Annotated in this window: 27 protein-coding genes; 11 read left to right on the top strand and 16 right to left on the bottom strand. The window is 70.4% G+C overall.

All coding sequences use genetic code 11. From position 1 onward, the window contains the following. Window positions 1-8: 8 nt before the first annotated feature. A complete protein-coding gene (gene hisI / locus ABZO29_RS33145; protein WP_367323862.1) occupies window positions 9-410 on the bottom strand; it encodes a phosphoribosyl-AMP cyclohydrolase in 402 nt (133 codons plus the stop codon). A 128-nt stretch (window positions 411-538) separates the two neighbouring features. On the opposite strand from hisI, the gene ABZO29_RS33140 reads away from it, so the two are divergent. Then, window positions 539-1,174, top strand: coding sequence for a TIGR03085 family metal-binding protein (locus ABZO29_RS33140; RefSeq protein ID WP_367323861.1), 636 nt, complete (start codon window positions 539-541; stop codon window positions 1,172-1,174). Window positions 1,175-1,217: 43 nt separating this feature from the next. On the opposite strand, the gene hisF is transcribed toward ABZO29_RS33140, so the two are convergent. Genes hisF through hisD form a run of 8 tightly spaced genes read right to left on the bottom strand, consistent with a single transcriptional unit; the run spans window position 1,218 to window position 6,929 of the window. Next, window positions 1,218-1,973 (bottom strand): imidazole glycerol phosphate synthase subunit HisF, encoded by a 756-nt coding sequence (hisF, locus tag ABZO29_RS33135; protein WP_367323860.1) that lies wholly within the window; start codon window positions 1,971-1,973, stop codon window positions 1,218-1,220. Continuing rightward, a complete protein-coding gene (locus tag ABZO29_RS33130) occupies window positions 1,970-2,380 on the bottom strand; it encodes a RidA family protein (RefSeq protein WP_367323859.1) in 411 nt (136 codons plus the stop codon). Before ABZO29_RS33130 ends, hisF begins: the two co-directional genes overlap by 4 nt. After that, window positions 2,377-3,105, bottom strand: a complete 729-nt coding sequence (gene priA, locus ABZO29_RS33125) for a bifunctional 1-(5-phosphoribosyl)-5-((5-phosphoribosylamino)methylideneamino)imidazole-4-carboxamide isomerase/phosphoribosylanthranilate isomerase PriA (protein WP_367323858.1) — start codon at window positions 3,103-3,105, stop codon at window positions 2,377-2,379. Before priA ends, ABZO29_RS33130 begins: the two co-directional genes overlap by 4 nt. Then, window positions 3,105-3,752: an imidazole glycerol phosphate synthase subunit HisH gene (gene hisH, locus ABZO29_RS33120; protein WP_367323857.1), complete on the bottom strand. Its 648-nt coding sequence runs from the start codon at window positions 3,750-3,752 to the stop codon at window positions 3,105-3,107. The genes priA and hisH overlap by 1 nt, the downstream gene beginning before the upstream one ends. Further along, window positions 3,743-3,907 carry a hypothetical protein gene (locus ABZO29_RS33115; RefSeq protein ID WP_367323856.1) on the bottom strand — a complete coding sequence of 55 codons (165 nt, stop codon included), beginning with the start codon at window positions 3,905-3,907 and terminating at the stop codon, window positions 3,743-3,745. Before ABZO29_RS33115 ends, hisH begins: the two co-directional genes overlap by 10 nt. A 3-nt stretch (window positions 3,908-3,910) precedes the next feature. After that, a complete protein-coding gene (hisB, locus tag ABZO29_RS33110; protein WP_030932889.1) occupies window positions 3,911-4,504 on the bottom strand; it encodes an imidazoleglycerol-phosphate dehydratase HisB in 594 nt (197 codons plus the stop codon). Beyond that, window positions 4,501-5,607 carry a histidinol-phosphate transaminase gene (locus tag ABZO29_RS33105; RefSeq protein ID WP_367323855.1) on the bottom strand — a complete coding sequence of 369 codons (1,107 nt, stop codon included), beginning with the start codon at window positions 5,605-5,607 and terminating at the stop codon, window positions 4,501-4,503. Before ABZO29_RS33105 ends, hisB begins: the two co-directional genes overlap by 4 nt. Beyond that, window positions 5,604-6,929, bottom strand: a complete 1,326-nt coding sequence (gene hisD, locus ABZO29_RS33100) for a histidinol dehydrogenase (RefSeq protein WP_367323854.1) — start codon at window positions 6,927-6,929, stop codon at window positions 5,604-5,606. The genes ABZO29_RS33105 and hisD overlap by 4 nt, the downstream gene beginning before the upstream one ends. Before the next feature lie 173 nt (window positions 6,930-7,102). Here hisD and ABZO29_RS33095 point away from each other — a divergent pair, with 173 nt between their 5' ends. From ABZO29_RS33095 to ybaK, 4 genes are all read left to right on the top strand, one after another. Further along, window positions 7,103-8,680 carry an oxidoreductase gene (locus tag ABZO29_RS33095; protein ID WP_367323853.1) on the top strand — a complete coding sequence of 526 codons (1,578 nt, stop codon included), beginning with the start codon at window positions 7,103-7,105 and terminating at the stop codon, window positions 8,678-8,680. A 194-nt stretch (window positions 8,681-8,874) separates the two neighbouring features. Continuing rightward, window positions 8,875-9,897, top strand: coding sequence for a hypothetical protein (locus ABZO29_RS33090; protein WP_367323852.1), 1,023 nt, complete (start codon window positions 8,875-8,877; stop codon window positions 9,895-9,897). Between the two features lie 11 nt (window positions 9,898-9,908). Further along, window positions 9,909-10,649, top strand: a complete 741-nt coding sequence (locus ABZO29_RS33085) for an LON peptidase substrate-binding domain-containing protein (RefSeq protein WP_367323851.1) — start codon at window positions 9,909-9,911, stop codon at window positions 10,647-10,649. A 27-nt stretch (window positions 10,650-10,676) separates the two neighbouring features. Next, window positions 10,677-11,180 carry a Cys-tRNA(Pro) deacylase gene (ybaK, locus tag ABZO29_RS33080; protein ID WP_367323850.1) on the top strand — a complete coding sequence of 168 codons (504 nt, stop codon included), beginning with the start codon at window positions 10,677-10,679 and terminating at the stop codon, window positions 11,178-11,180. Window positions 11,181-11,440: 260 nt separating this feature from the next. Here ybaK and ABZO29_RS33075 read toward each other — a convergent pair whose 3' ends face one another. The 4 genes from ABZO29_RS33075 to ABZO29_RS33060 form a co-directional block, all read right to left on the bottom strand. Next, a complete protein-coding gene (locus tag ABZO29_RS33075) occupies window positions 11,441-12,112 on the bottom strand; it encodes an AAA family ATPase (protein WP_367323849.1) in 672 nt (223 codons plus the stop codon). A 34-nt stretch (window positions 12,113-12,146) separates the two neighbouring features. Next, entirely contained in the window at window positions 12,147-12,968 is an 822-nt protein-coding gene (locus ABZO29_RS33070; RefSeq protein ID WP_367323848.1) for an ABC transporter permease, read from the bottom strand. 67 nt (window positions 12,969-13,035) lie between these two features. Beyond that, complete coding sequence (locus ABZO29_RS33065) at window positions 13,036-14,010, bottom strand: ABC transporter ATP-binding protein (protein WP_367323847.1); 975 nt, start codon at window positions 14,008-14,010, stop codon at window positions 13,036-13,038. A 103-nt stretch (window positions 14,011-14,113) separates the two neighbouring features. After that, complete coding sequence (locus ABZO29_RS33060; RefSeq protein WP_367323846.1) at window positions 14,114-15,337, bottom strand: NYN domain-containing protein; 1,224 nt, start codon at window positions 15,335-15,337, stop codon at window positions 14,114-14,116. A gap of 223 nt (window positions 15,338-15,560) precedes the next feature. Here ABZO29_RS33060 and ABZO29_RS33055 point away from each other — a divergent pair, with 223 nt between their 5' ends. After that, complete coding sequence (locus tag ABZO29_RS33055) at window positions 15,561-15,725, top strand: hypothetical protein (RefSeq protein WP_367323845.1); 165 nt, start codon at window positions 15,561-15,563, stop codon at window positions 15,723-15,725. Window positions 15,726-15,807: 82 nt separating this feature from the next. On the opposite strand, the gene dnaE is transcribed toward ABZO29_RS33055, so the two are convergent. Next, entirely contained in the window at window positions 15,808-19,347 is a 3,540-nt protein-coding gene (gene dnaE / locus ABZO29_RS33050) for a DNA polymerase III subunit alpha (protein ID WP_367323844.1), read from the bottom strand. A 181-nt stretch (window positions 19,348-19,528) separates the two neighbouring features. On the opposite strand from dnaE, the gene ABZO29_RS33045 reads away from it, so the two are divergent. The 4 genes from ABZO29_RS33045 to ABZO29_RS33030 all read left to right on the top strand — a co-directional run bounded on the left by ABZO29_RS33045 (window position 19,529) and on the right by ABZO29_RS33030 (window position 24,343). Then, complete coding sequence (locus ABZO29_RS33045; protein WP_367323843.1) at window positions 19,529-20,854, top strand: DUF2252 domain-containing protein; 1,326 nt, start codon at window positions 19,529-19,531, stop codon at window positions 20,852-20,854. An 80-nt stretch (window positions 20,855-20,934) separates the two neighbouring features. Beyond that, window positions 20,935-21,627 (top strand): hypothetical protein, encoded by a 693-nt coding sequence (locus ABZO29_RS33040; protein WP_367323842.1) that lies wholly within the window; start codon window positions 20,935-20,937, stop codon window positions 21,625-21,627. A gap of 139 nt (window positions 21,628-21,766) precedes the next feature. Next, entirely contained in the window at window positions 21,767-22,579 is an 813-nt protein-coding gene (locus ABZO29_RS33035; protein WP_367323841.1) for a thioredoxin domain-containing protein, read from the top strand. Window positions 22,580-22,660: 81 nt separating this feature from the next. After that, window positions 22,661-24,343 (top strand): alkaline phosphatase, encoded by a 1,683-nt coding sequence (locus ABZO29_RS33030; protein ID WP_367323840.1) that lies wholly within the window; start codon window positions 22,661-22,663, stop codon window positions 24,341-24,343. 6 nt (window positions 24,344-24,349) lie between these two features. On the opposite strand, the gene ABZO29_RS33025 is transcribed toward ABZO29_RS33030, so the two are convergent. Next, a complete protein-coding gene (locus tag ABZO29_RS33025; protein WP_367323839.1) occupies window positions 24,350-24,919 on the bottom strand; it encodes a dienelactone hydrolase family protein in 570 nt (189 codons plus the stop codon). A 96-nt stretch (window positions 24,920-25,015) separates the two neighbouring features. On the opposite strand from ABZO29_RS33025, the gene ABZO29_RS33020 reads away from it, so the two are divergent. After that, window positions 25,016-26,125 (top strand): mechanosensitive ion channel family protein, encoded by a 1,110-nt coding sequence (locus tag ABZO29_RS33020; protein WP_367323838.1) that lies wholly within the window; start codon window positions 25,016-25,018, stop codon window positions 26,123-26,125. A gap of 9 nt (window positions 26,126-26,134) precedes the next feature. Here ABZO29_RS33020 and ABZO29_RS33015 read toward each other — a convergent pair whose 3' ends face one another. Further along, the gene (locus ABZO29_RS33015) at window positions 26,135-26,875 is read right to left on the bottom strand and encodes an SDR family NAD(P)-dependent oxidoreductase (RefSeq protein ID WP_367323837.1); all 741 of its coding nucleotides are present in this window, start codon (window positions 26,873-26,875) and stop codon (window positions 26,135-26,137) included. Between the last annotated feature and the right edge of the window lie 61 nt (window positions 26,876-26,936).

Here is a 26,936-nt window from a genome sequence, read left to right as displayed (position 1 = left end):
CGCTGACCTTACTGATCCGAAGCCGGTACGCCGGAATCGGCGCCCGCGGCTTCCTTGAGGAGCACGTCGGCGTCGAAGCAGGTGCGCGCGCCCGTGTGGCAGGCGGCGCCGACCTGGTCGACCTTGACCAGCACGGTGTCGGCGTCGCAGTCGAGGGCGACGGACTTGACCCACTGGACGTGGCCGGAGGTGTCGCCCTTCACCCAGTACTCCCGGCGGCTGCGCGACCAGTACGTGCAGCGGCCCGTGGTCAGCGTGCGGTGCAGCGCCTCGTCGTCCATCCAGCCCAGCATCAGCACCTCTCCGGTGTCGTACTGCTGGGCGATCGCGGGGAGGAGCCCGTCGGCGCTGCGCTTGAGGCGCGCGGCGATCTCCGGGTCGAGGCTGCTGGATGAGGGCGTGCTGGTCATGGGGCCATTGTGCCGCGCATCACTGACAAGGCCTGGGCCGTGTCCAGGGTGCGGACCGGGACACCACGGCTGTGCCGACCGGGCCATGTCCACTGGGCGGACCCGGCACCCGGCCGTAGGCTGACTACATGTCGACCTTTGCCAAGCGTGAACGGCTCCTGCTCGCCGACCTCTTGGAAACCGCCGGTCCCGACGCACCCACCCTGTGCGAGGGCTGGCAGACCCGTGACCTGGCCGCGCACGTCGTGGTGCGCGAGCGCCGCCCCGACGCCTCCGCGGGCATCCTGATCAAGCAGCTGGCGCCTCGCCTGGAGAAGGTGATGGAGGAGTTCACGGACAAGCCGTACGAGGAGCTGATCCAGCTGATCCGTACCGGCCCGCCGCGCTTCTCACCGTTCCAGCTCAAGCAGATCGACGAGGCGTCGAACACGATCGAGTTCTACGTCCACACCGAGGACGTCCGCCGTGCCCAGCCCGACTGGACGCCGCGCGAGCTGGACCCGGTCTTCCAGGACGCCCTGTGGTCCCGGTTGGAGCGCACCGCCCGCCTGATGGGCCGCGGCACCCCGACCGGTCTGGTCCTGCGCCGCCCGAACGGCCAGACCGCGGTCGCCCACCGCGGCACCCCGGTCGTGACGGTGACCGGCGAACCGTCGGAGCTGCTGCTGTTCTCGTACGGCCGGCAGAGCGCCGCGAAGGTGGACCTGGAGGGCGACGACGACGCGATCACCAAGCTGCACGAGACCAAGCAGCTGGGTATCTAGGGGACGCGGCAAGCCCCGGCCGGGCCGGGGGCTCGGCCGGGCGTCACCTGACGGGGTGGCCCGCCTCGCGCAGCGCCTGCTTCACCTCGCCGATTCGCAGGTCGCCGAAGTGGAAGACGGAGGCGGCGAGGACCGCGTCCGCGCCCGCTGCGACGGCCGGCGGGAAGTCGGCGAGTTTGCCGGCGCCGCCCGACGCGATCAACGGGACGGTCACGTGCTTACGGACCGCGGCGATCATCTCGAGGTCGTAGCCGTCCTTCGTGCCGTCCGCGTCCATCGAGTTGAGCAGGATCTCGCCCGCGCCCAGCTCGGCGGCGCGGTGGGCCCACTCGATCGCGTCGATGCCGGTGCCCTTGCGGCCGCCGTGGGTCGTGACCTCGAAGCTGCCGGACGGGGTGCGCCGCGCGTCCACGGACAGCACCAGGACCTGGCTGCCGAAGCGCTCGGCGATCTCCTTGATCAGCTCCGGTCGGGCGATCGCCGCCGTGTTGACGCCCACCTTGTCGGCGCCCGCCCGCAGCAGCTTGTCCACGTCCTCGGGCGTGCGCACCCCGCCGCCGACCGTGAGCGGGATGAACACCTGCTCGGCCGTGCGGCGCACGACGTCGTACGTCGTCTCGCGGTTGCCCGACGAGGCGGTGATGTCCAGGAACGTCAGCTCGTCGGCGCCCTCGGCGTCGTACACCTTGGCCATCTCGACGGGGTCGCCCGCGTCGCGCAGGTTCTGGAAGTTGACGCCCTTGACGACCCGGCCGTTGTCCACGTCCAGGCAGGGGATCACTCGTACGGCCAAGGTCATGCGGAAACTCCGTGTTCTCCGCCGGGGCGGTACGCCTCCACCTCGACCTCGACGACCAGACTGGGGTCCACGAAGCCGGAGACGATGATCATGGATGCGGCGGGCCGGACGGAGTCGAACAGCTCCTTGTGCGCGCGTCCGACCTCGTCCACGTCCCGGGCATGGGTGATGTACATGCGCGTCCGCACGACGTCGTCGCGGCCGAGACCCAGCTGCTCAAGTGCCGAGAACGCGACATTGAAGGCGTTGACGGCCTGCTCGTGAGGACCGCCTCCGGCGATCTCGCCGTCCACTATCGACGTGCAGCCGGAGACCAGCACCAGGCCGTTCGGCAACTCGACCGCGCGCGAGTAGCCGAAGGTCTCCTCCCAGGGCGCGCCGGTCGTGACGCGTCGTACATCGCTCACTGGGCTACCGCCTCCAAGGCCTCTTCCAGGGTGAACGCCTTCGCGTACAGGGCCTTCCCGACGATGGCGCCCTCGACACCGAGGGGTACCAGCTCGGCGATGGCCCGCAGGTCGTCCAGCGAGGACACGCCGCCGGAGGCCACCACCGGGCGATCGGTCGCCGCGCACACGTTGCGCAGCAGCTCCAGGTTGGGGCCCTGCAACGTGCCGTCCTTGGCGATGTCGGTCACCACGTACCGGGCGCAGCCCTCCTTGTTGAGGCGCTCCAGCGTCTCGTAGAGGTCGCCGCCGTCGCGGGTCCAGCCGCGGCCGCGCAGGGTCGTGCCGCGTACGTCGAGACCGACGGCGATCCTGTCACCGTGCTCGGCGATGACCTTGGCGACCCACTCGGGGGTCTCCAGAGCCGCCGTACCCAGGTTCACCCGGGTGCAGCCGGTGGCCAGGGCGGCGGCCAGCGTGTCGTCGTCCCGGATGCCGCCGGACAGCTCCACCTTGATGTCCATGGCCTTGGCGACCTCGGCGATCAGCGCCCGGTTGTCGCCGGTGCCGAACGCCGCGTCCAGGTCGACCAGGTGCAGCCACTCGGCGCCCGCCCGCTGCCAGGCGAGGGCGGCCTCCAGGGGAGAGCCGTACGACGTCTCCGTACCGGACTCGCCGTGCACCAGGCGGACGGCCTGGCCGTCGCGGACGTCGACGGCGGGGAGGAGTTCGAGCTTCGAAGCCATCAGAGGGTTCCGATCCAGTTGTTCAGCAGCTGCGCTCCGGCGTCGCCGGACTTCTCGGGGTGGAACTGCGTCGCCCACAGAGCGGCGTTCTCGACGGCCGCCACGAAGGGCTTGCCGTGCGTCGACCAGGTCACCTTCGGCGCCCGCATCGCCGCGTTGTGCGTCTCCAAAGTCCACTCGTGGACGGCGTAGGAGTGCACGAAGTAGAAGCGCGCGTCCGCGTCCAGGCCCGCGAACAGCTCGGAGTCGGCCGGCGCGTCCACGGTGTTCCAGCCCATGTGGGGCACGATGTCGGCCTGCAGTGGCCCGACCGTGCCGGGCCACTCCTCGAGGCCCTCGGTCTCGACGCCGTGCTCGATTCCGCGGGCGAACAGGATCTGCATGCCGACGCAGATGCCCATGACGGGGCGCCCGCCGGACAGCCGGCGGTCGACGATCCAGTCGCCGCGTGCCTCCTTGAGGCCCTTCATGCAGGCGGCGAAGGCACCGACGCCCGGCACCAGCAGGCCGTCGGCGTTCATGGCCTTGTCGAAGTCACGCGTTATCTCGACGTCGGCTCCCACGCGCGCGAGGGCACGCTCGGCGGAGCGGACGTTGCCGAAGCCGTAGTCGAAGACGACGACCTTCTTGGAGATGGTCAATTCCACACCTCCAGCCTCAGGACGCCCGCGACGAGACACATCGCGGCGCCGATCGAGAGCAGCACGATGAGGCTCTTGGGCATCTGCTGTTTGACGAAGGAGATGATGCCGCCGACGAGGAAGAGACCGACGACGATCAGTACGGTGGACAGCCCGTTCATGGCCTACAGCGCGCCCTTCGTGGAGGGAAGGATGCCCGCGGCGCGCGGGTCGCGCTCGGACGCGTACCGCAGCGCCCGCGCGAGCGCCTTGAACTGGCACTCCACGATGTGGTGCGCGTTGCGGCCGTACGGCACGTGCACGTGCAGCGCTATCTGCGCCTGGGCCACGAAGGACTCCAGGATGTGCCGGGTCATCGTGGTGTCGTACTCGCCGATCATCGGCGCCATGTTCTCGGGCTCGGTGTGCACGAGGTACGGACGGCCGGACAGGTCGACGGTCACCTGGGCGAGGGACTCGTCCAGCGGGACCGTGCAGTTGCCGAATCGATAGATCCCCACCTTGTCGCCGAGCGCCTGCTTGAAGGCGGCGCCGAGCGCGAGGGCGGTGTCCTCGATGGTGTGGTGCGAATCGATGTGCAGGTCGCCCTCGGTCTTCACGGTCAGGTCGAACAGACCGTGCCGGCCGAGCTGGTCGAGCATGTGGTCGTAGAAGCCGACGCCTGTCGACACGTCGACCTTGCCGGACCCGTCGAGATCGATCTCGACGAGGACCGAGGTCTCCTTGGTCACCCGCTCCACGCGTCCCACGCGGCTCATGAACTCTCCTTCTTCAACTCACGGACCGCGTCGAGGAACGCGTCGTTCTCTTCGGGGGTTCCGGCGGTGACCCGCAGCCAGCCGGGCACGCCGTTGTCCCGGACCAGGACACCCCGGTCGAGGATCTGCTGCCACACCGTGTGCGCGTCGTCGAACCGTCCGAACTGCACGAAGTTGGCGTCGGAGGCCGTGACCTCGTAGCCGATCGCCAGCAGCTCGGTGACCAGCCGGTCCCGCTCCGCCTTCAGTTGCTCGACGTACTTCAGCAGTGTGTCGGTGTGCTCCAGCGCGGCCAGGGCGGTCGCCTGCGTGACGGCGGACAGGTGGTACGGCAGCCGTACGAGCTGGACGGCGTCCACGACCGCCGGGTGCGCGGCGAGATAGCCGAGGCGCAGCCCCGCCGCGCCGAAGGCCTTGGACATGGTCCGCGAGACGACCAGATTCGGCCGACCTTCGAGCAGCGGCAGCAGCGAGTCGCCGTGGCTGAACTCGATGTACGCCTCGTCCACGATCACCATCGAGGGCTTGGCCGTCTGTGCGGCCTCGTACAGCGCGCGCACCGTCTCCGGCGGGACCGCGGTGCCCGTGGGGTTGTTGGGGGTCGTGATGAAGACGACGTCGGGCCGGTTGGCCGCGATGGCCTTCTCGGCGGCGGCGAGGTCGATGGTGAAGTCGTCGTTGCGCGGGCCGGAGATCCAGCCCGTCCCGGTGCCGCGCGCGATGAGCCCGTGCATCGAGTACGACGGCTCGAAGCCGATCGCCGTACGGCCCGGTCCGCCGAAGGTCTGCAGCAGCTGCTGGATGACCTCGTTGGAGCCGTTGGCGGCCCACACATTGGCCAGGCCGACCGCGTAACCGGACGTGTCCGTCAGGTACTTGGCGAGCTGTGTGCGCAGCTCCACCGCGTCACGGTCCGGGTAGCGGTTGAGGTTCCGGGCCGCCTCGCGCACCCGCTCGGCGATCCGCTCGACCAGCGGTTCGGGCAGCGGATACGGGTTCTCGTTCGTGTTCAGCCGTACGGGGACGTCCAGTTGGGGCGCGCCGTAAGGGGACTTGCCGCGCAGCTCGTCCCGTACGGGAAGATCGTCGATTCCGAAGCTCACTTGCTCTCAGGCACCTTCCAACCGAACCTTGCCTTGATCGCCGCGCCGTGCGCGGGCAGGTCCTCCGCCTCCGCCAGCGTCACCACGTGGTGCGCGACCTCGGCCAGCGCGTCCTGCGTGTAGTCGACGATGTGGATGCCGCGCAGGAAGGACTGGACGGACAGGCCCGAGGAGTGACAGGCGCAGCCGCCGGTGGGCAGGACGTGGTTGGACCCGGCCGCGTAGTCGCCAAGCGAGACGGGGGCCCAGGGGCCGATGAAGATCGCTCCGGCGTTCCTCACCCGGTCGGCGACGGCGGTCGCGTCGGCCGTGTGGATCTCCAGGTGCTCGGCACCGTACGCGTCGACGACCCTCAGCCCCTCGTCGACGCCGTCGACGAGGACGATCGCGGACTGCCTGCCCTTGAGAGCGGGGACGATCCGGTCGTCGATGTGCTTGGTGGCCGCGACCTGCGGCTCCAGCTCCTTCTCCACCGCCTCGGCGAGCTCGACGGAGTCGGTGACGAGGACGGCGGCCGCGAGCGGGTCGTGCTCGGCCTGGCTGATCAGGTCGGAGGCGACGTGCACCGGGTCGGCCGTGGAGTCCGCGAGGATCGCGATCTCGGTGGGGCCCGCCTCGGCGTCGATGCCGATCTTGCCGGTGAAGTAGCGCTTGGCGGCGGCGACCCAGATGTTGCCCGGGCCGGTCACCATGTTGGCGGGCGCGCAGGACTCGGTGCCGTGGGCGAACATCGCGACCGCCGTGGCGCCACCGGCCGCGTACACCTCGTCGACGCCGAGCAGCGCGCACGCGGCGAGGATCGTCGGGTGCGGCAGACCGTCGAACTCGGCCTGCGCCGGGGAGGCGAGCGCGATCGACTCGACGCCGGCCTCCTGGGCGGGCACGACGTTCATGACCACGGAGGACGGGTAGACGGACCGGCCGCCGGGGGCGTACAGACCGACTCGCTCGACCGGCACCCACTTCTCGGTGACCGAGCCGCCGGGCACGACCTGCGTGGTGTGGTTCGTACGGCGCTGCTCGCGGTGGACGAGACGGGCGCGGCGGATGGTCTCCTCCAGGGCCGCGCGGACCGCCGGGTCGAGTTCCTCGAGGGCACGGGTCAGGGCCTCGGCGGGCACCCGCACCCGGTCCAGCTTGACCCCGTCGAACTTCTCGGCGAAGTCGATCAGCGCCGCGTCGCCCCGATGATGCACGGCTTCGCAGATCGGACGCACCTTCTCGAGGGCGGCCTGAACGTCGAAGTCGGCTCGGGGCAGCAGGTCGCGCAGGGCGGGGCCCTCGGGAAGGGCGTCGCCGCGCAGATCGATTCGAGAGATCACAGGCCCAATTCTCTCAGACCGGGGTCGGCCGTCGTCCGCACGTATCAATGGCTGATACAGATCCACGGCGGAACCCGGAAGATCGCCTTCGCGTCTAGCGTTCGGGACGTCACTGAGCGGGCATGAACGGTTGTGCTCAATCCTGAGAGCAGCCGGGAGGGGATGGAAGAGCCGTGAGCGATGGTGCCGGCATCCGCACCGAGGACCTGCCGGACGACCTGACGGCCGCCGAGGTCGGCATGTGGCAGGCCTTCCGCAACGGCAGCGTGTACGACCTGAGCAGCGGGGACACGGTCGTCGACGATCCGCACGGCGGGCATCCGTGGGGCGAGGGGCGGACCGTACGGGCCCGCATCGTCGCCTGGCTGCTCCTCGACGGCCCGCCCGCGCTCGCCGGCCGCGTGTCGTCGCTGAAGCTCGCCGGCGTGCAGATCAGCGGCACGCTGGAGCTGGCGGGCGGCACGGTGGTGCCGTACGTCGAGCTGAAGCGCTGCCGCTTCGAGCGGGAGGTCCTGCTGCCGGAGGCCCGCTTCACCACCGTGCGGCTGGTGGACTGCTCGGTGCCCCGGCTGGAGGCCGCCCGCGTCCACACCGAGGGCGACCTCCATCTCCCCCGCTGCCGCTTCCACAACGGCGTACGGCTGACCGACGCGCACATCGGTACGGATCTGCTGCTCAACCAGGCGATCGTGTACCGGGACCGCAGCGGCCGCTCGATCGCCGCGGACGGCATGACCGTGGGGCAGGACCTGCAGGCGGAGCTTCTCGAGTCGCACGGCGAGCTGAGCCTGCGCAGCGCCAACATCGGCGTCTCGCTGAGTCTGCGCGGGGCGCGGCTGGTCAACCCGTACACGCGGCTCGCGCTGAACGCCCCGCAGCTGACCGTGGAGCGCACGCTGTACCTGACCCCGGCGGGCGTCGGCGGCCAGTCGCTGAGCGGGACGACCCCGGCTCGCGGGACGCGGATCCAGCGGTTCGAGTGCCAGGGCGGGATACGGCTGGACGACGGGCGGTTCGGGGACGCGGTCGACCTCGAGCGTGCCCGGTTCTCCTTCACCGAGGACCAGGAGCTGTCCCTGCGGCGCGTACAGACACCCGAGCTGCGCTTTCTCGGGGAGCGGCCGCAGCGCGGGAAGGTCGTGCTGTCCGGGGCGCGGGTCGTCAATCTCGTCGACCGGGCGAGCGCCTGGCCGGGTCCGGGCAACCTGCACATGGGCGGTTTCTCGTACGAGAACCTCGTACCGCAGGGACCGTTCCCGCTCACCGAGCGGCTGGACTGGGTGGCCGCGGCGACCGCCGAGTACAACCCGGAGCCGTACGAACGGCTGGCCGCCGTGCTGCGGGCCGGCGGCGAGGACGAGGACGCCCGCGAGGTGCTGCTCGCCAAGCAGCGCCGCCGCCGCGAGACCCTGCCGCCGGCCGCGAAGTTCTGGGGGTACGTGCAGGACTGGACGGTCGCCTACGGGTACCGCCCGGGCCGGGCCGCCGTGTGGATGGCGGTGCTGTGGGCGGCCGGCTCTCTGACCTTCACGCACGCCGCCCACCCCCCGGTGAACGATTCCGGGCATCCGCCCTGGAACCCGGCCCTGTTCGCCCTCGACCTGCTGCTGCCCGTCATAGATCTGGGCCAGGTCGGCCAGTGGCAACTGCGCGGCGGCTGGCAGTGGCTGGCCGCCGCGATGATCGTGCTGGGCTGGATCCTGGCGACGACGGTGGCGGCGGGGGCGACGCGGCTGCTGCGGCGGAACTAGGACAGAACCAGGTCCTTTCCGGGCGGTGGCTGCGGGCGGTGGCTCCGGACGGTGCGCTCGCCGGTTTTCGAACAGTTGTTGAACAATCACACAGTTGTTGAACAGTTACCTTTTACTTGTCCTTGACCGATCCCCGTACAACTTTCCGCGGGTTGGGCAGAGGCTCTGGCGCGTCCCCGACCTGCGGCTTTTCAATGGTTGACACCATGGCTCTGCTGCCGCCGTTCATCCGTGCCTCCCGGATGACAAGGACCGTCGTCCACCCCGCCGTCGCGCTCCCCACCGACGACGAGGTGATCCTCGACGCGCCCGACGACCGCCTCGGCCCCGCCCTCGTCGCGGCCGGACGGGGCTCCTACGAGCAGGCCGCCCGGCTGCTCGCCACCACCCGTGAGCGGGCCGAATGGGAGAACCGCGACCGGTACGTGCGACGGCTCGCGGCTTTCGCGCGTTCGCGGCCCGAGTGGTTCCAGACCTGGGCCGCCGCCGCCCCGCACGATCCGGACGCGCTGCTCGTCAGGGCCCAGCTCGCGGTGGACCGCGCCTGGCCGTCGCCCGCACGGGCGGAACTGCTGCGCGACGTGAGCACCCAGATCACGGCCGCCGCACGCCGCGACAACCGCGACCCGGTGCCGTGGCGGGTGGCACTGGACCACGCGCGCGGCACCCGGGCCGGGCACACGTATTTCGGGGAGCTGTGGGAGGCGGCGGTCCGCCGCGCCCCGCACCACTACGGCTGCCATGTGGCGGCCCTGAGATACCTGGCCTCCTCCTGGCACGGCTCGCACCGCGAGTGCCTCGACTTCGCCGAACTGGCCGCGCAGGACGCCCCGCTCGACTCGCTCGTACAGGCGCTGCCGACCCGGGCGGCCCTCGGCTACCTGACCGACGACTGCGGCCCCGCCGTGCCGCGCGAGCGGCTGGACGCGGCGGCCGACCGGGCGATGGCGCTCTCCGCCCGGTTCCCGGCGGCCGACCTCTGGCCGGCCGAGATCCGGAACAAGCTGACGTACGTCCTGACACAACTGGGGCGCTGGGACGACGCCCTCGAGCAGCTGCGCCTGATCGGACCGTACGCCACCTCCTTCCCCTGGGGTCGTTTCTCGGACGATGCGCTCGGCCGGTTCCTGGAGATGCGCGACGAAGCCCGCCTGCAGGCCGGCTCCGCACAGCCACGGAGTGGGTACGCGGGACGTGCCCGCTCCGGCGACCATTAGGCTTTTGCGCCGTGACCATCGCCCGTCTCCCGCTCTTCCCACTGAACTCGGTGTTGTTCCCGGGGCTAGTGCTCCCGCTCAACGTCTTCGAGGAGCGCTATCGCGCCATGATGCGCGAGTTGCTGAAGACTCCCGAAGAGGAGCCTCGCCGATTCGCCGTCGTGGCGATCCGCGACGGCCACGAGGTGGCGCCGGCCGAGCCGGGCATGCCCGACCAGACGGCGCTGCCCCAACGCGGTCCCGCGGCCGGCTTCGGCCCGGACCCGATCAGGGCGTTCCACGGCGTGGGCTGCGTGGCGGACGCGGCGACGATCCGGGAACGGGCCGACGGCACCTTCGAGGTGCTGGCGACCGGCACCACCCGGGTCCGGCTGCTGTCGGTGGACGCGTCGGGCGCGTTCCTGACCGCGGAGCTGGAGGAGCTCCCGGAGGAGCAGGGCGAAGAGGCGGGACCGCTGGCCGAGGGCGTACTGCGGGCCTTCCGCCAGTACCAGAAGCGTCTCGCGGGAGCGCGGGAGCGGTCGCTGGCGACCGGCGCGGACCTGCCGGACGAGCCGCCCGTGGTGTCGTACCTGGTGGCGGCCGCGATGATGCTGGACACTCCGACGAAGCAGCGTCTGCTGCAGGCCCCTGACACGGCCTCCCGTCTGCGCGACGAACTGAAACTGCTTCGCTCGGAGACGGCGATCATCCGTAATCTGCCGTCGTTGCCCGCGTCGGACCTGACGCGGAGCCCGACAAGTCTCAACTGACGCAGCACCTCTGGGGAGCGGGCCGGGATGGCGAAGAAGTCCAGGAAACAGCAGCAGCCGGGCGGCACGCCCGCGACGGTGGCCCTGACGGCCGCGGGCGTGGACTACACGGTCCACGCCTACGACCACGACCCCGGCCACCCCTCCTACGGCGAGGAGGCGGCCGAGGCGATGGGCGTCTCTCCCGACCGGGTCTTCAAGACCCTGGTGGCGGACGTCGACGGGGCGCTGACGGTGGCCGTGGTCCCGGTGGCCGGCTCACTGGACCTGAAGGCGCTCGCGGCGGCCGTCGGCGGCAAGCGGGCGGCGATGGCCGACCCGGCCCTGGCGGAACGCACGACGGGCTACGTCCGCGGCGGCATCTCTCCCCTGGGCCAGCGCAGGAAGCTCCCCACGGTCCTCGACGCGTCGGCCTCCGCCCACACCACGATCTGCGTCTCGGCGGGCCGCCGCGGCCTGGAGGTCGAACTGGCCCCCGAGGACCTCACGAAACTCACGAACGCGGTCCTGGCCCCGATCGGCCGTGCGTGACCTCTCGACGACGGTCCCTTCCTCGGTTAAGTACGAGGGACATGTCGAAGAAAACCCGCAAACGCAAGTGGCGTATCAAGAAGGGCCGCTCGAACCACGGCCACCGTCCGGCGTAGAGGATTCGAATTCAGCCCGTCCGGCATTTGAGGACGAGGCCGTCAAGGCCGAAGCGGGGTCCGGGGGCCCAGCCCCCGGGTACGGGAGGGGTAGGGGCGGCGGGGGCGAAAGTCCCCGCCGCAACCACAACGAACCGTCGGCTCCTAAGTCGGCGGCGCCCCGTACGGCCCGGAAGGGTACTGCTCAGGATCCCGAGGCCCGAACAACGCCGTGAGCCCCAGATGCACCACCAACGCGGCGATGGACCACGCCAGCAACGCCCCCTTCGCCCCCAGCTTCAACGGGGCAGAAAACGTAACGCCCTTGCCCACCTGCTTCGCGTGCGCCAGCACATCCTGCGTGGGCCCGAGCCACACCCCGACCCGCCACGCCAGCAACGAGCCCAGCACCCCGCCCACGGCCAGCGCGGCGACCAGCGGCACTCCCCCACGCCTGCGCCACAGGAACACGGCGAACGCGCTCAGGACCCCGAAGCCCAGCGCCAGCAGAGTGAACGTTCCGTCGACGCCCACCGCCTGTTCGCCCTCGCTGTCCGAGAGGTAGACGACCCAGTTCCCGTTCACCACGTCCCCGACCAGCGGCACATGCGGTGCCAGCCACTTCCAGAGCACCCCGAGCAGAACACCGAGGACCGCCACGGCCACCGTGACCACGGCGGCCTCCCGCAGCTCGGTCTTCATCCCGGGACCGTCCTGTTCGTACACGGCGTCATGGGGCGCGGAGGCCACACCCGTGTACCCACCGGGCGAAGGCGGCCACGCGTGGTGCGGGGGCTGTTCGTGCGGCGGCGGGGGCGGAGTCAGCGGTGCGGTCACCCTGACATCGTGCCAGGCCCGTCTGTGCGGCGCGTCACCGGACGGCCGCCCGGCGGTAGGCCCAGGTGGCGACGGCCAGCGAGGCGACGCCGACCCCGGCGCACACGGCGAGGTCACCGACCACGAACGCCCAGTCGGGATGCGCCCCGAACGTGCGCGCGAAGGCCTCGACGCCGTACGTCGAGGGCAGCAGATCGCGCGCGAGCCGCACCACCTCCGGCATCCGGTCGGCCGGCAGCACCCCGAGCAGCAGCGCCGCCGACATGCCCAACTGGCCGAGCAGCGTGGCCAGTTCCGGCCGGGGCGCCAGCAGCCCCAGCGCCGCGCCCAGCCCGGACAGCGCGGCCCCCGCCAGCGGGATCACCGCCGCCAGCACCCACAGATGCGTCAGCGGCAGCCCGAACAGCACGCATCCGAAGACGGCGGTGACCACCGTCCCCGGCACCGTGAAGGACGCGTACGCGCCCGCCGCCCCGAGCACCACCGCCGCCGGCGGCACGGGCAGCGTGGCGTAGTGGTCGAGGCCGCCGTTCGCCCGCAGCTGCCCGAAATACTGGGCGAGCAGGTTCAGCGCGACGAAGGCCACGACGAGCACCGAGGACCCGGCCACGACGGCCTCCGCCTCGCTCCCGCCGTCCACGACCCCGCGCATCATGATCAGGATGCCGATCGACTGGAAAGTCGCCACGAACAGCAGCGGGATCCGCGCGACCCGCGCCCGGGAGAGCTGCGCCCGGTACACGGCGACCAGCGACGGCCACATCCGCGCACGCGGTCCGAGCTCGGCCGCGCCCGAGGCCGACGCCTGCGCGGCCCGGGCGCTGCCCGGCAGAACCTCTGCGGGTACGACACTCACGTCGCGCGGCTCCTCTTCGCTCCGGCTGCCATCGCGCTGTTCCGTACGGAAACGGCGGCTCGCGTGCTCAAGCCCTCACCAGCCCCTGTCGTGCGGCGCCGCCCAGCGCCAGGTACACGTCCTCCAGGCTCGGCGTGGCCAGGGTGAAGTCGTCCAGCGCGGCGAAGGCGGCTCCGCCGGTGACGGTGGCGACGATCGCGCGGGCCTCCTCGGGGGCCAGCCGCAGCGTCCAGCGGCGCCCGGAGGCGACGGCTCGGTCCCGCAGCGCGGCGACCTCCGGCACCTCCAGCGGAGCCCGCTCCCGCCAGACCAGCTCGACCCGCACTTCGCCCGCGACCCGCTCCTTCAGCCCGGAGGGGGTGTCGCAGGCGATGACCCGCCCCTTGTCCAGCACGGCGACCCGGTCGAGCACGGTCTCGGCCTCGATGACGTTGTGGGTGACGAGCAGCACGGTCGTCCCGCGCTCGGCCCGCCGCCGGTCCACGGCGGACCACACGGCCCGCCGTGCCACGGGGTCCATCCCGGTGGTCGGCTCGTCGAGCACGAGCAGCGGGCGCTCCCCGACCAGCGCGGAGGCGAAGCAGGCCAGCCGCCGCTGCCCGCCGGACAGCTTCCTGATCGGCCGCCCCGCGATCGGCGTGAGACCCAGCTCGTCGAGCACGGCGTCCCGCTCGGCCCGCGCCCGCCGCACCTCCAGGCCGCGCAGCCGCCCGGTGGTCTCGGCGGCGAGCGACACGGTCAGATCGTCGAGGGCAGTGGACTCCTGCCCCAGGTAGGCGAGGATCCGCGCCGCCCGCTCCGGGTGGCGCACGATGTCGTGCCCGAGGATCTCGACGCTTCCCGCGTCCGGCCGCATCAGCCCGGTGAGCTGGCGTACGAGAGTGGACTTCCCGGCCCCGTTCGGCCCGAGCAGCCCGAAGATCTCACCCCCCCGGACGTCCAGTCCCACGTCGTCGGTGGCCCGCACCTCGGGCGTTCCGGGAGCGCCGCGCCGCGCCCGTACCGCGGGATACGTCTTGGTCAGTCCGCGCACGGCACACACGACCTCACCACTGTGCCGAATTGCCGGTGCCGCGCGCGTACTCACAAGGCACGAGACTACGGGGTCGGGAAGCTTTGCTCGCCTTTGGGGCGCCGCAACCGATTCACTGCTCTGGCGCCGGAGCGTGCTCAGCCGCCGTCCGCACGTCGATCTCCCGCCAGAACCCCGCGCGGATCGCGTACCGGTCGTGCTCGTCGATCTGGTCGTCCTTGTGGGCGAGCAGCCCGAACCGCGCCGCGTACCTGAGCAGCTCGCCGTCGATGCGATGGGGAATCCGCGGATACATCCCCGACAGCTTCTGCAGATGGCTCTGGTCGCCCAGCCGCTCCATCCACCGCCGCGCGAAGACCTGCCCCACCTCGTACGGATCGCCGCCGACCGTGGTGATGTCCTCCTCCCGGTCGGCCCACCGCTGCTCCGCGCTGGTCAGCTGCGCGAGCGTGGGCATCGAGGTGGCCTCGGCCGGTTCCGCGGCGACACCCGGACGGTCGACCCATCCCTTGTCGGAGGACCAGCGCAGGGTCGCGGTCGCGGGGTGCTGGACGGCCTGGGCGCCGTGCGCGCGCAGGGCGGCCAGGTCCTTGGGGGTGGGCACGCCCTTGGGCGAGGGGACCCGCTCCTGCGTGCCGTTCTCCCCGGCGGTGGCCGCGGAGGTGTGCTCGCGGTCCTCGGCGGGCCGCTCGGAGGCCGGGGCGAGCGCGGAGTCGGGCAGGGGCGCGGAGAGGATCGCGGCGATTTCGGGCCGGGGCGCCGGCGGCGGCGCGCAGACCCCGCCGAGCTCCTTGGCGCGTACGGCCTTGGTGATCCACGTACGGTCCAGGACGCGCCGCTCGTCGGCCTCCGCGACCAGGTCCTCGGACTGGTTGTAGTCGCCGTCGGCGGCCTGTACGGCCCACAGGTGCACGGCGACGCCGTGCTCCTTCGCGGCCATCATGCCCGGCAGCAGGTCGCCGTCGCCCGTGACGAGGACGACGTCGGAGCAGGCGCGGTTGCGGGCCAGCTCGGTCAGCTCGGCGTGCATCGCGGCGTCCACGCCCTTCTGGGCCCAGCGTCCGTCGCTGCGGGTCAGGGCGCCGAGCCGGACGGTGACCCGGGGCATCACGCGCAGCCGGCGGTGCTCGGGCTGCGGGACGCGGTCGGGGGCGCCGTCGAACCAGTAGATGCGCAGCAGGGGGCGCTCGGTGTCCGACTCGGCCTGCTCGCGCAGTCCCTGGATGAGGGCGGCGTGGTCCACGGTGATCCGGGACCGGGAGGGCTCCCCGGCGAGGAGACTGGCGGCGGCCCCCAGCAGATACCCGGCGTCCACCAGGACGATGCAGCGGTCCACGCGACTCACCCTCTTCCCGGGAGGTTTGCTTCGGGCTTCCTTCGAGTCTGCCCGACCGCGCGGGGGTTAACGGCCTGAACTCGATCTTCGGCGTGGCGTTTCGGGGGTGCGCTTGCCGTCGAAGCCTGTCACACACGGTAATTATCCGACATGCGACTGTTGTCAGGCTATGTGAATCTGGTCCCGGCCCTGGCCCCTAGATCAGCACAGGAGGCAGATCACCATGGCCAAGAACCGGAAACAGGATCGTAAGCAGCCGCAGTCCCCGCGCGGTCAGCAGGCCGCCCCGCAGGCCACGATGGAGCCGCAGGACGAGCCCGGCGCCACCCAGATGAACCCTGCCGAGATGGCACGCAAGGGCCGGCAGAAGCGCTTCGGCCACAACTGAGACCCGCGAAAGGGCTGTTGCGGCCCGGACACACCGAGGGGCGCACCCGTGATCGGGTGCGCCCCTCGCGCACGTCGACGGCTCAGCCCGCCAGACAGGACGGTCCGAGCAGTACCTTCAGGTCGCCGAACAGGGCCGGATCCGGCTTCACCCGGTGCCGGTCGAGGCGCAGCACCGTCGTCTTGGTCGGTCCCTGGAGCTTGATCCGGACCTCGCTGTCGCCCTTGTGGTGGCTGAGGATCTCGCCGAGGCGGCTGACCATCGGCGGGGTGACCTTGACCGCCGGGATGGTCAGGATCACGGGCGCGTTGGTGCCGGCGTTGGACAGGTCGGGGACCATGAGCTCCATCGCGACGAGCCGCGGCACGTCCTCGCGCTTGTCGAGGCGGCCCTTGACGAACACGACCGCGTCCTCGACGAGTTGGGTCGACACCAGCTGGTAGGTCGCCGGGAAGAACATGCACTCGATGGAACCGGCGAGGTCCTCGACCGTGGCGATCGCCCAGGCGTTGCCCTGTTTGGTCATCTTGCGCTGCAGCCCCGAGATGATGCCGCCGATGGTGACGACCGCGCCGTCGGCGTGCTCACCTCCGGTGAGCTGGGCGATGCCCGCGTCGGCCTTGTCGGACAGCACGTGTTCCAGGCCGAAGAGCGGGTGGTCGGAGACGTACAGACCGAGCATCTCGCGTTCCTGGGCGAGCAGATACGTCTTGTCCCACTCGTCGGTGGTGAACTCCACGTCGAGTCCGAACCCGGGCTCGCTGGTGTCCTCCTCGCCCATGCCGCCGAAGAGGTCGAACTGGCCCTCGGCCTCCTTGCGCTTGACCGCGACCACGTTGTCGATCATCGGCTCGTACTGCGCGGTGAGGCCCTTGCGGGTGTGCCCCATGGAGTCGAAGGCGCCTGCCTTGATCAGCGACTCCGTCGTCCGCTTGTTGCAGACCACCGCCTCGACCTTGTCGAGGTAGTCCGGGAAGGACGCGTACTTCCCCTTGGCCTTGCGGCACCTGATGATCGCCTCGACGACGTTCGTGCCGACGTTGCGGACTGCGGAGAGGCCGAAGAGGATCACGTCGTCGCCCTGGGCGGCGAAGTTCGACTCGGACTCGTTGACGTTCGGCGGGAGCACCTTGATGCCCATGCGACGGCACTCGTTGAGGTAGACGGCCGACTTGTCCTTGTCGTCCTTGACGGAGGTCAGGAGCGCGGCCATGTACTCGGCGGGGTGGTTCGCCTTGAGGTAGGCGGTCCAGTACGAGACGAGGCCGTAGGCGGCCGAGTGCGCCTTGTTGAACGCGTAGCCGGCGAAGGGGACCAGCACGTCCCACAGGGCCTGGATCGCTTCGTCGCTGTAGCCGTTCTTGCGGGCGCCGGCCTGGAAGATGGTGAAGTTCTTCGCCAGTTCGTCGGGCTTCTTCTTGCCCATGACGCGCCGGAGGATGTCGGCCTCGCCGAGCGAGTACCCGGCGATGATCTGGGCGGCCTTCTGCACCTGCTCCTGGTAGACGATCAGGCCGTAGGTGACGGCCAGGACCTCTTCGAGGGGCTCCTCCAGCTCCTTGTGGATCGGCGTGATCTCCTGCTGCTTGTTCTTGCGCAGCGCGTAGTTCGTATGGGAGTTCATGCCCATCGGGCCCGGGCGGTACAGGGCCGAAACGGCGGAGATGTCTTCGAAGTTGTCCGGCTTCATCAGGCGCAGCAGCGAGCGCATGGGGCCGCCGTCGAACTGGAAGACGCCGAGGGTGTCGCCACGCTGGAGCAGTTCGAACGTCGTGGGGTCGTCCAGCGGGAGGCCGAGGAGATCGATGTCGATCCCCTTGTTGGACTTCACCATCTTGACGGCGTCGTCCATGATCGTCAGGTTGCGCAGGCCGAGGAAGTCCATCTTCAGCAGGCCGAGCGACTCGCAGCTCGGATAGTCCCACTGCGTGATGGTCACGCCGTCGGTGTGCCGGACCCAGACGGGCACGTGCTCGGTGATGGTCTCGCTGGACATGATCACGCCGGCGGCGTGCACACCCATCTGCCGGACCAGGCCCTCGACGCCCTTGGCGGTGTCGATGACCTTCTTCACGTCCGGCTCGTTCTCGTACATCGCGCGGATCTCGCCCGCCTCGCTGTACCGCGGGTGCTGCGGGTCGGTGATGCCGGAGAGCGGGATGCCCTTGCCGAGGACGTCGGCGGGCATGGCCTTGGTGAGGCGGTCGCCCATCGCGTACGGGTAGCCCAGGACGCGCGCGGAGTCCTTGATCGCGTTCTTGGCCTTGATGGTGCCGTACGTGCCGATCATGGCGACCTTGTCGGCGCCGTACTTCTCCGTCACGTACCTGATGACCTCGACGCGCCGGCGCTCGTCGAAGTCGATGTCGACGTCGGGCATCGAGATGCGCTCGGGGTTGAGGAAGCGCTCGAAGATCAGGCCGTGCGGGATCGGGTCGAGGTCGGTGATGCCGAGGGCGTAGGCCACGATCGAGCCCGCGGCGGAGCCTCGGCCGGGGCCGACCGCGATGCCCTGCTTCTTGGCCCACATGATGAAGTCGGCGACGACGAGGAAGTACCCCGGGAAGCCCATCGAGATGATGGTGTCCATCTCGTACTCGACCTGCTTCATGCGGTCGTCCGGGATGCCGTCCGGGAAGCGGCGGGCCATCCCCCGCATGGTCTCCTCGCGGAACCAGCTGACCTCGGTGTAGCCCTCGGGGATGTCGAACTTGGGCATCAGGTCGCGCTTCTCGAACATGCCCGTGGTGTCGATCTGCTCGGCGACCAGGAGCGTGTTGCGGCAGCCCTCCTGCCAGGCGTCCGAGGAATCGATGGCGTACATCTCGTCCGTGGACTTCAGGTAGTAGCCGGTGCCGTCGAACTTGAAGCGGTCGGGGTCGGAGAGGTTCTTGCCGGTCTGGATGCACAGCAGCGCGTCGTGCGCGCCCGCCTCGTGCGCGTACGTGTAGTGCGAGTCGTTGGTGACCAGCGGGGGGATGCCGAGCTTCTTGCCGATGTCGAGGAGCCCGTCGCGGACCCGGCGCTCGATCTCGATGCCGTGGTCCATCAGCTCCAGGAAGTAGCGGTCCTTGCCGAAGATGTCCTGGTAGTCGGCGGCGGCCTTCACGGCTTCGTCGTACTGGCCGAGGCGCAGCCGGGTCTGGAGCTCGCCGGAGGGGCAGCCGGTGGAGGCGATGAGCCCCTCGGACCACTGGGCGATGGTCTCCTTGTCCATGCGGGGCCATTTCTGCAGCCAGCCCTCGGCGTACGCGTCCGAGGAGAGCCGGAAGAGGTTGTGCAGGCCGGTCGCGTTCGCCGCCCAGATCGTCTTGTGCGTGTAACCACCCGAACCGGACACGTCGTCACGCTTCTGGTGCGGCTGACCCCACTGGATCTTGCGCTTGTTGCGCCGGGACTCGGGGGCGACATACGCCTCGATCCCGATGATCGGGGTGATTCCGGCCTTCTTCGCCGAGTGGTAGAAGTCGTACGCCCCGTGGAGGTTGCCGTGGTCGGACATGGCGATGTGGGTCATGCCCATCTCGGTACACGCGTTGAACATGTCCTTGAGCCGCGCGGCACCGTCCAGCAGCGAGTACTGGGTATGGACGTGCAGGTGCGTGAACGGCGGCTTCGACACGGCTGCGGCCTCCAAGGGAAACGTACGTCAACGGGTGTCCCACCAGCTGCGGACAGTCTGGGGGACAGCGTCGAAGTCTATGCCTCGGCACTGACACTCGGCGGGCACTCCCGCGTACCTTCGTGCGTTGGAGACGGCAGAGACGCTGTCGTCCATGCACTGCACCAGGAGGCACCCAGCGATGTCGGTTCCGCAGCTCAACGACGAGCCTCGCGGCGAGGAGATCCTCGCCGTCTTCGACACCGCCTTCGGCGAGCTCCTGGCCGCCGACCCGGCCGCGTTCCGCGTGAAGTTCCGGAAGATGGCGGCCTCGGCGTTCGCGTTCTACCGGGGTACGGCGTGCCTCTTCTACCACGACCTGGAGGCCGAGAAGCGCGGCGGCCCGTACCTGGACGAGCGCACTTCGCGCGTGTGGATCCACGGCGACCTGCACGCGGAGAACTTCGGCACCTACATGGACGCCAACGGGCGCCTGATCTTCAACGTCAACGACTTCGACGAGGCGTACGTCGGCCCCTTCACCTGGGACCTGAAGCGCTTCTCCGCCTCCATCGCGCTCATCGGGTACGCGAAGGCGCTGGGCGACGACCAGATCACCGAGCTGGTCGAGGTGTACGCGGCCGCCTACCGCGAGCGCATCCACGCGCTCGCCACCGGAGCCAAGAGCGACGAAGTGCCGCCCTTCACGCTGGACACCGCGCAGGGCGCACTCCTGGACGCCCTGCGCGACGCCCGCTCGCTGACCCGCTTCGGGCTGCTGGACTCCATGACCGAGATCCGCGACTTCGAGCGCCGCTTCGCGCCGGGCGGCGGCTCGATCGAGCTGGACGCGGCCACGCGCTACAAGGTGCTCGCGGCCTTCGACGGCTACCTGGAGACGCTGCCGGAGACCTCGCTGGCCCGCCCGGACTCCTACCGTGTGAAGGACGTGGTCGGCCGCCGCGGCATCGGCATCGGGTCGGCGGGCCTGCCGTCGTACAACATCCTGCTCGAGGGCCACAGCGACGCCCTGGAGAACGACGTCGTGATCTACATCAAGCAGGCCCAGACCCCGGCCGTCTCCCGCCACATCACCGACCCCGCGATCCGCGACTACTTCCAGCACGAGGGCCACCGCACGGTGATCTCCCAGCGCGCCCTGCAGGCGCACGCCGACCCGTGGCTCGGCTGGACCGAGCTGGGCGGCACCGGCCAGCTGGTCGCCGAGGTGTCGCCGTACGCGGTGGACCTCGACTGGGGCGACATCGACGACCCGGAGGAGATCGCCTCGGTGGTCGCCGACCTGGGCCGTGCCACGGCCACGATGCACTCGGCCGCCGACGACCAGTCCGGCGAGTCCCTGGTCCCCTTCTCCACGGAGCGGGCCATCGACGCGGCGATCGCGGCGGACGAGGAGGGCTTCGCGCCCCTGCTGGTCGACTTCGCGCACAGCTACGGCGCACGCGCGCGTGCCGACCACCAGGTCTTCGTGGACCTGTTCCGCAACGGACGGATCCCGGGTCTGTGACGGGATCCATAACGAAAAGAGCTCCGAGAGAGACCCTTTAGGGGTCTCTTACGGGAGCACGTGACACACTCTCCTCCGCTATGGACATATCCGGGACCCACCTCAGAGCCGTACGCGCGGCGCTGTTCACGGCACTCGTCGTGACGCTCAGCACCGCGTCGCACGTGCTGCTGTCGCGGGTCCCGCTGCCGCTCAACACGGTGGCGGCCGTCGCCGCCGCCGTGTTCGTCCTCGCCTACGCCCTCGCGGGCCGCGAGCGCGGCTTCGGGCGGATCGCCGCCCTGCTCATCCCGCTGGAGCTGGCCGCCGACACCGTCTTCACCACCGGCCAGCACGTCTGTTACGGCCGCGCGGGCGGCCCGGTCGCCGGCCCGCTGCGCTCGGTCGGCTGGGACGTGTTCTGCGGCAACGGCACCAGCGTGGGCTCCCCGCTGGCCGGGGTGACCGGCACCGACACCGACCGGGTCGCCGCCCTGCTCGCCCACGCCGACCCGGCGACCGCCTGGCTGCTGCTCGGCGCGCACGTCTCCGTCGGCCTCCTCGCCGCCGCCTGGCTGCGCCGCGGCGAGCGGGCACTGGCCCAGCTGCTGCGCGCGGTGGCCGCGACCACGTTCCGGCCCCTGCTGCTCGCCGTCGCAGCCGTGACCGTACGGCTCGCCCCGGCCGCGCGCCGCATGCCGCGCCCCGTCCGCCGTGCGGCCACCACCCGTGAGCGGATTCTCGTGCACTCCCTGGGACGGCGCGGACCGCCGTGCTCCGTCGCCTTCGTCTGAGCGACACCGCCCGGTTCGCCTGAGCGACATCACTTGGTTCGCCTGAGCGCCACCGCCGGGCGGCACCAGCTGAGCACGACCAGTCCCCCACACGTATCCCGCGTACGACATGTGCGCGTCCCACATGGAGATCACCAACATGAGCAAGCGGAACAGCCAGGCGGCGAAGACCCAGGCCCGGGAGCGGCTGCGCCAGGAGCGCGAGCGCCAGGCCAAGAAGGCCAAGGTCAGGCGGCAGCTCATCGTCGCCCTCTCGGCGGTCGGCGTCCTGGCTGCGGCGGGCGGCATAAGCTACGCCGTCATCCAGGCCAACAAGCCCAGCTACTGGGAGGAGGCCAAGACCGCCAAGCTGGTCAAGCCGGCCAACACCAGCGGCGAGAACGGCACGACGGTCGTCATCGGCAAGAGCACCGCCAAGAAGACCCTCGTGATGTACGAGGACCCGCGCTGCCCGATCTGCGCCCAGTTCGAGCAGACTGTCGGCTCGACGATCAAGGCGGACTACGAAGCCGGCAAGTTCAAGATCCAGTTCGTCGGCGCCAGCTTCCTCGACCGCAGCCTGACCGGCGAGGGCTCCAAGAACGCGCTCAGCGCCCTGGGTGCGGCGCTCAACGTCGGCCCCGAGGCGTTCCTCGAGTACAAGAACGCGCTGTACTCGGCGAAGTACCACCCCGAGGAGTCCGACGACAAGTTCAAGAGCGACGACTACCTGATCAAGGTGGCGGACACGGTCTCCGCGCTGAAGAACAACAAGGAGTTCCAGGACGCCGTCAAGAACGGCACCTACGACCGGTGGGCGCTGGAGATGTCCGCGACGTTCGACAAGAGCGGTGTGTCGGGTACCCCGACCCTGAAGATGGACGACAAGACGCTGACCGGATCCGACGGCAAGAACGCTCCGATGACGGTCGCCGACTTCAACACGGCGATCGAGGCGGCGCTCAAGGCCTGAACCGTCCTTCAGTAGAAGAGCGGGCGAACTTTTGCTGGTTCGCCCGCTCTTTTGTCGTACTGGTCAGTAATCTGATCGCCCGTGACCAGTCGATACAGATCATCCGAGAGCGCCGACAGACCGTCAGAGCGCGCCAACTCGCTTTCGCCGAGCCGTCGTACGGTCGTCAAGGCCGCCGCGGCCACCGCCGCTCTGGCCGGCCCGCTCGCCACGGCGCTGCCCGCTCGTGCGGCCGACGAGGCACCCGCCTTCCTGCACGGCGTCGCCTCCGGCGACCCGCTGCCCGACGGCATCCTGCTGTGGACCCGAGTGACGCCCACGTCCGAAGCGATACCCGGCTCCGGGCTCGGCCCGGACACCGAGGTGAACTGGGTCGTCGCCAGGGACAAGGCGCTGACGACCATCGTCGCCAAGGGCTCCGTCACCGCGACCGCCGCCTCCGACCACACCGTCAAGGCGGACATCCGGGGCCTGGCGCCGGCCACGGACTACTGGTTCCGCTTCTCGGCCGGCGGCACCGACTCCCCCGTCGCCCGCACCCGCACCGCGCCCGCCACCGACGCGGTCGTCTCCAACCTCCGCTTCGGTGTGGTCTCCTGTGCCAACTGGGAGGCCGGCTACTTCGCGTCCTACCGCCATCTCGCGGCCCGCGGCGACCTTGACGCCTGGCTGCACCTGGGCGACTACATCTACGAGTACGGCACCGGCGAGTACGGGACCCGCGACACGGTCGTACGGCCGCACGCCCCGGCCCACGAGATCCTCACGCTCGCCGACTACCGCACCCGGCACGGGCGTTACAAGACCGACCCCGATCTGCAGGCCCTGCACGCGGTGGCGCCCGTCGTCGCCATCTGGGACGACCACGAGTTCGCCAACGACGCCTGGTCGGGCGGCGCCGAGAACCACACCGAAGGCGCCGAAGGCACCTGGTCCGCGCGTCAGGCAGCCGCCAAGCAGGCCTATTTCGAGTGGATGCCGGTCCGCCCGGCGATCGCCGGCACCACCTACCGCCGTCTGCGCTTCGGCAAGCTCGCCGATCTCTCGCTGCTCGACCTGCGCTCCTTCCGCTCGCAGCAGGTCTCCGTCGGCAACGGCTCCGTCGACGACCCGGCCCGTACGATCACCGGGCGGGCGCAACTGGACTGGCTGAAGGCGGGACTGAAGGCGTCCGACACCACCTGGCGGCTGGTCGGCAACTCGGTGATGATCTCGCCCTTCGCCATCGGCTCCCTCTCCGCCGACCTGCTGGGGCCACTCGCCGAACTGCTCGGGCTGCCGAAGGAGGGCCTCGCCCTCAACACCGACCAGTGGGACGGATACACGGACGACCGCCGCGAACTGCTCGCGCACCTGCGCTCGAACGCGATCCGCAACACCGTCTTCCTGACCGGCGACATCCACATGGCGTGGGCCAACGACGTGCCGGTGAACGCCGGGACCTACCCGCTGTCCGCCTCGGCCGCCACGGAGTTCGTCGTCACCTCGGTGACCTCCGACAACCTCGACGACATCCTGAAGGTCCCCGAGGGCACGGTCTCCGCGGTCGCCTCGCCGATCATCCGGGCCGCCAACCGCCACGTCCACTGGGTCGACACCGACCGCCACGGCTACGGCGTCCTGGACATCACCGCCGACCGCGCGCAGATGGACTACTACGTCCTGTCCGACCGCACCAAGGCCGGCGCCACCTCCTCCTGGGCCCGCTCGTACCGCACCCGCACCGGTACGCAGAAGGTCGAGCGGACGTACGACCCCGTGTAGCCCCGGCTACAGACTGTCGAGGAAGTCGAGTGCCACCCGCCAGGTGGCCTCGGCCGCCTCCTCGTCGTAGTCCGGCAGGTCGGGGTCGGTGTAGAGGTGGCCGGCCCCGGCGTACCGGTAGATCTCCACGTCGGCACCGGCTCTGCCCATCTGCAGATACCAGGCGGACAGCCAGTCGTCCGTCTCGAACGGATCCGGCTCGGCGACATGCAACTGCACCGGCAGCTCGTCCACCGAGGCGTTCGGAGCGAGGTCCGACGTGCCGTGCAGGAGCAGCAACCCGCGTGCCTTGTCGTCGCCGAGGGCGAGGGTCTGCGCGATGGAGGCGCCCAGTGAGAAACCGGCGTACACGAGCCCGCGCTCCGAGTAGGGCGCGGCGGCCAGGACGGCCCGCTTGAGCACCTCGTCCTTGCCGATCTCCGCGTTGAAGGCCATGCCCTCCTCGACCGTGTCGAACGTGCGCCCCTCGAAGAGGTCCGGCGTCCACACCTCGTGCCCCGCGGCACGCAGCCGGTCCGCCGCCGCGCGCACCGCGGGCCGCAGACCGAAGGTCGAGTGAAAGAGCATGATGTTCATGAGGCCATGGTGCCAGCCGGGACCGACAACGCTGTCCGTGCCTCTTCACAAAAGCCACATGTTCATGGGCCCGCCCTGCCGGTTACGTTCGAAGGCATGGAGAACCTACTCCGACCCGTGATCGTGGTCGGCGGCTCGGTCGTCCTGACGCTGCTCATCGGCTGGGCCACCGACCGCCTGCTGTGTCAGGCCGACCGACGGCACTCCGAGACGCCCCTGTGGGGGCTGCTGCGCCGTGGCCGGATCCCGTACCAGCTCGTCCTGTGCGCGGCCCTGCTGAGAGGGTCGTACGACGAGGCGGAGCTGCTGCAGGAGCACCGGGTGGGCATCGGCCGCGCGCTGACGCTGGTGCTGATCGGCTCGGCGGCCTGGCTGGTGATCCGTATCGCGGCGGCGGTCGTCGAGACGTCGTACAGCCGCTACGCCTCCTCCCGCGCCCAGCGCGACCCGGCCCGGGTCCGGCGCGTGCGTACGCAGGTCTCCCTGATCATGCGGGTGGTGTCGGCGATCGTGGGCGTGGTGGCGGTCGCGTCGATGCTGCTGACGTTCCCCGCGATGCGTGCGGCGGGCGCCTCGCTGCTGGCCTCGGCCGGCATCCTCGGCATCGTCGCCGGTGTCGCCGCCCAGTCCACGCTCAGCAACATGTTCGCCGGGCTGCAGATCGCCTTCGGCGACATGGTGCGGCTGGGCGACACGGTCGTGGTGGACGGCGAGTGGGGCACGGTCGACGAGATCACGCTGACGTACCTGACCGTACGAACCTGGGACGAGCGCAGGATCACCATGCCGGTCTCGTACTTCACGTCGAAACCGTTCGAGAACTGGTCGCGCGGCGGCGCCCAGATGACCGGCATCGTCTACTGGCACCTCGACCACTCGGCGCCGACGGAGCTGATGCGCGAGAAACTCCGCGACATCCTGCGCGAGTGCCCGGCCTGGGACGGCCGCGACTACGGCCTCGCGGTCACCGACTCCACACCGAACACCCTGCAGATACGGGCCCTGGTCACGGCGAAGGACGCCGACGACATATGGACGGTCCGGGTCACGGTCCGCGAGCAGATGATCCGCTGGCTGTCGCAGGAACACCCCTACGCACTGCCCCGCGTCAACACGGCGGACGCGGTACTCCCCCCGGGCCGGCGATCCCCCGACGGCATGGTGGCACGCCGCGCCCACGAAACGCCGAGGACGGGCCGGGGCTGAGTCAGCGCCTCAGTGGCCGCGCTCGGCACCACCGTTGACCTGGATGACCTGTGAGGTGATGTGCCCGGCCGCCGGGGAGGCGAGCCAGTGGAGCGTGGCGGCGACGTCCCCGGGCGTGCCGGCCCGCCCGGTGGAGGTCTCCCCGATGAGCCGCTCCCGCCGCGACTCCTCCATCGCGCCGCCGAAGAACTCGGTGTCCTCGACGTATCCGGGCGCGACGACGTTGACGGTGATGCCGCGCGGCCCCAACTGGCGTGCCAGATCATGGGCGTACGGGTGCAGGGCGGCCTTGGCGCCCGCGTACGCCCCGCTCCCGGACCCCCGGAACGCGGCGATGGAGCTCAGGAACAGCAGCCGCCCGCCCGGCTCCGCGAGCCGGTCCTTGAGGGCTTCGGTGAGCAGCGCCGCGGTGAGGGTGTTGAGCCCGAAGTTGAGGGTCCAGTTGTGCAGGACGACATCGAGCGGCTCGTCGCTGTCCACCTTCGGTTCCAGGTACCCGGCGCCTCCGGCGCTGTGGACCAGTACGTCCACGGTGCCGAACTCGGCGGCGACGAACCGCTCCACCCCGCGTACGCTGCGCGGCTTGCTGAGGTCCGCGGCATAGGTGAGCGCTCCGGGCACCCCGGCCTTCTCCAGCACCTCGGCACGCCGCCCGAGCAGCAGCACCTGATCCCCGTCCGCGGCGAAGAGCTGGGCCGTGGCAAGCCCGATCCCGGTACCGCCACCACTGATCACGACGTTACGAGTCATGATCCGATCCTACGAAGCGAAAGCCCCCGACGGCGCTGAACCACCACGTGGGACGGCAACC

It is taken from the genome of Streptomyces sp. HUAS ZL42 (assembly GCF_040782645.1).
Lineage (GTDB): Bacteria > Actinomycetota > Actinomycetes > Streptomycetales > Streptomycetaceae > Streptomyces.
This window is presented reverse-complemented; position numbering and strand designations above follow the sequence as displayed.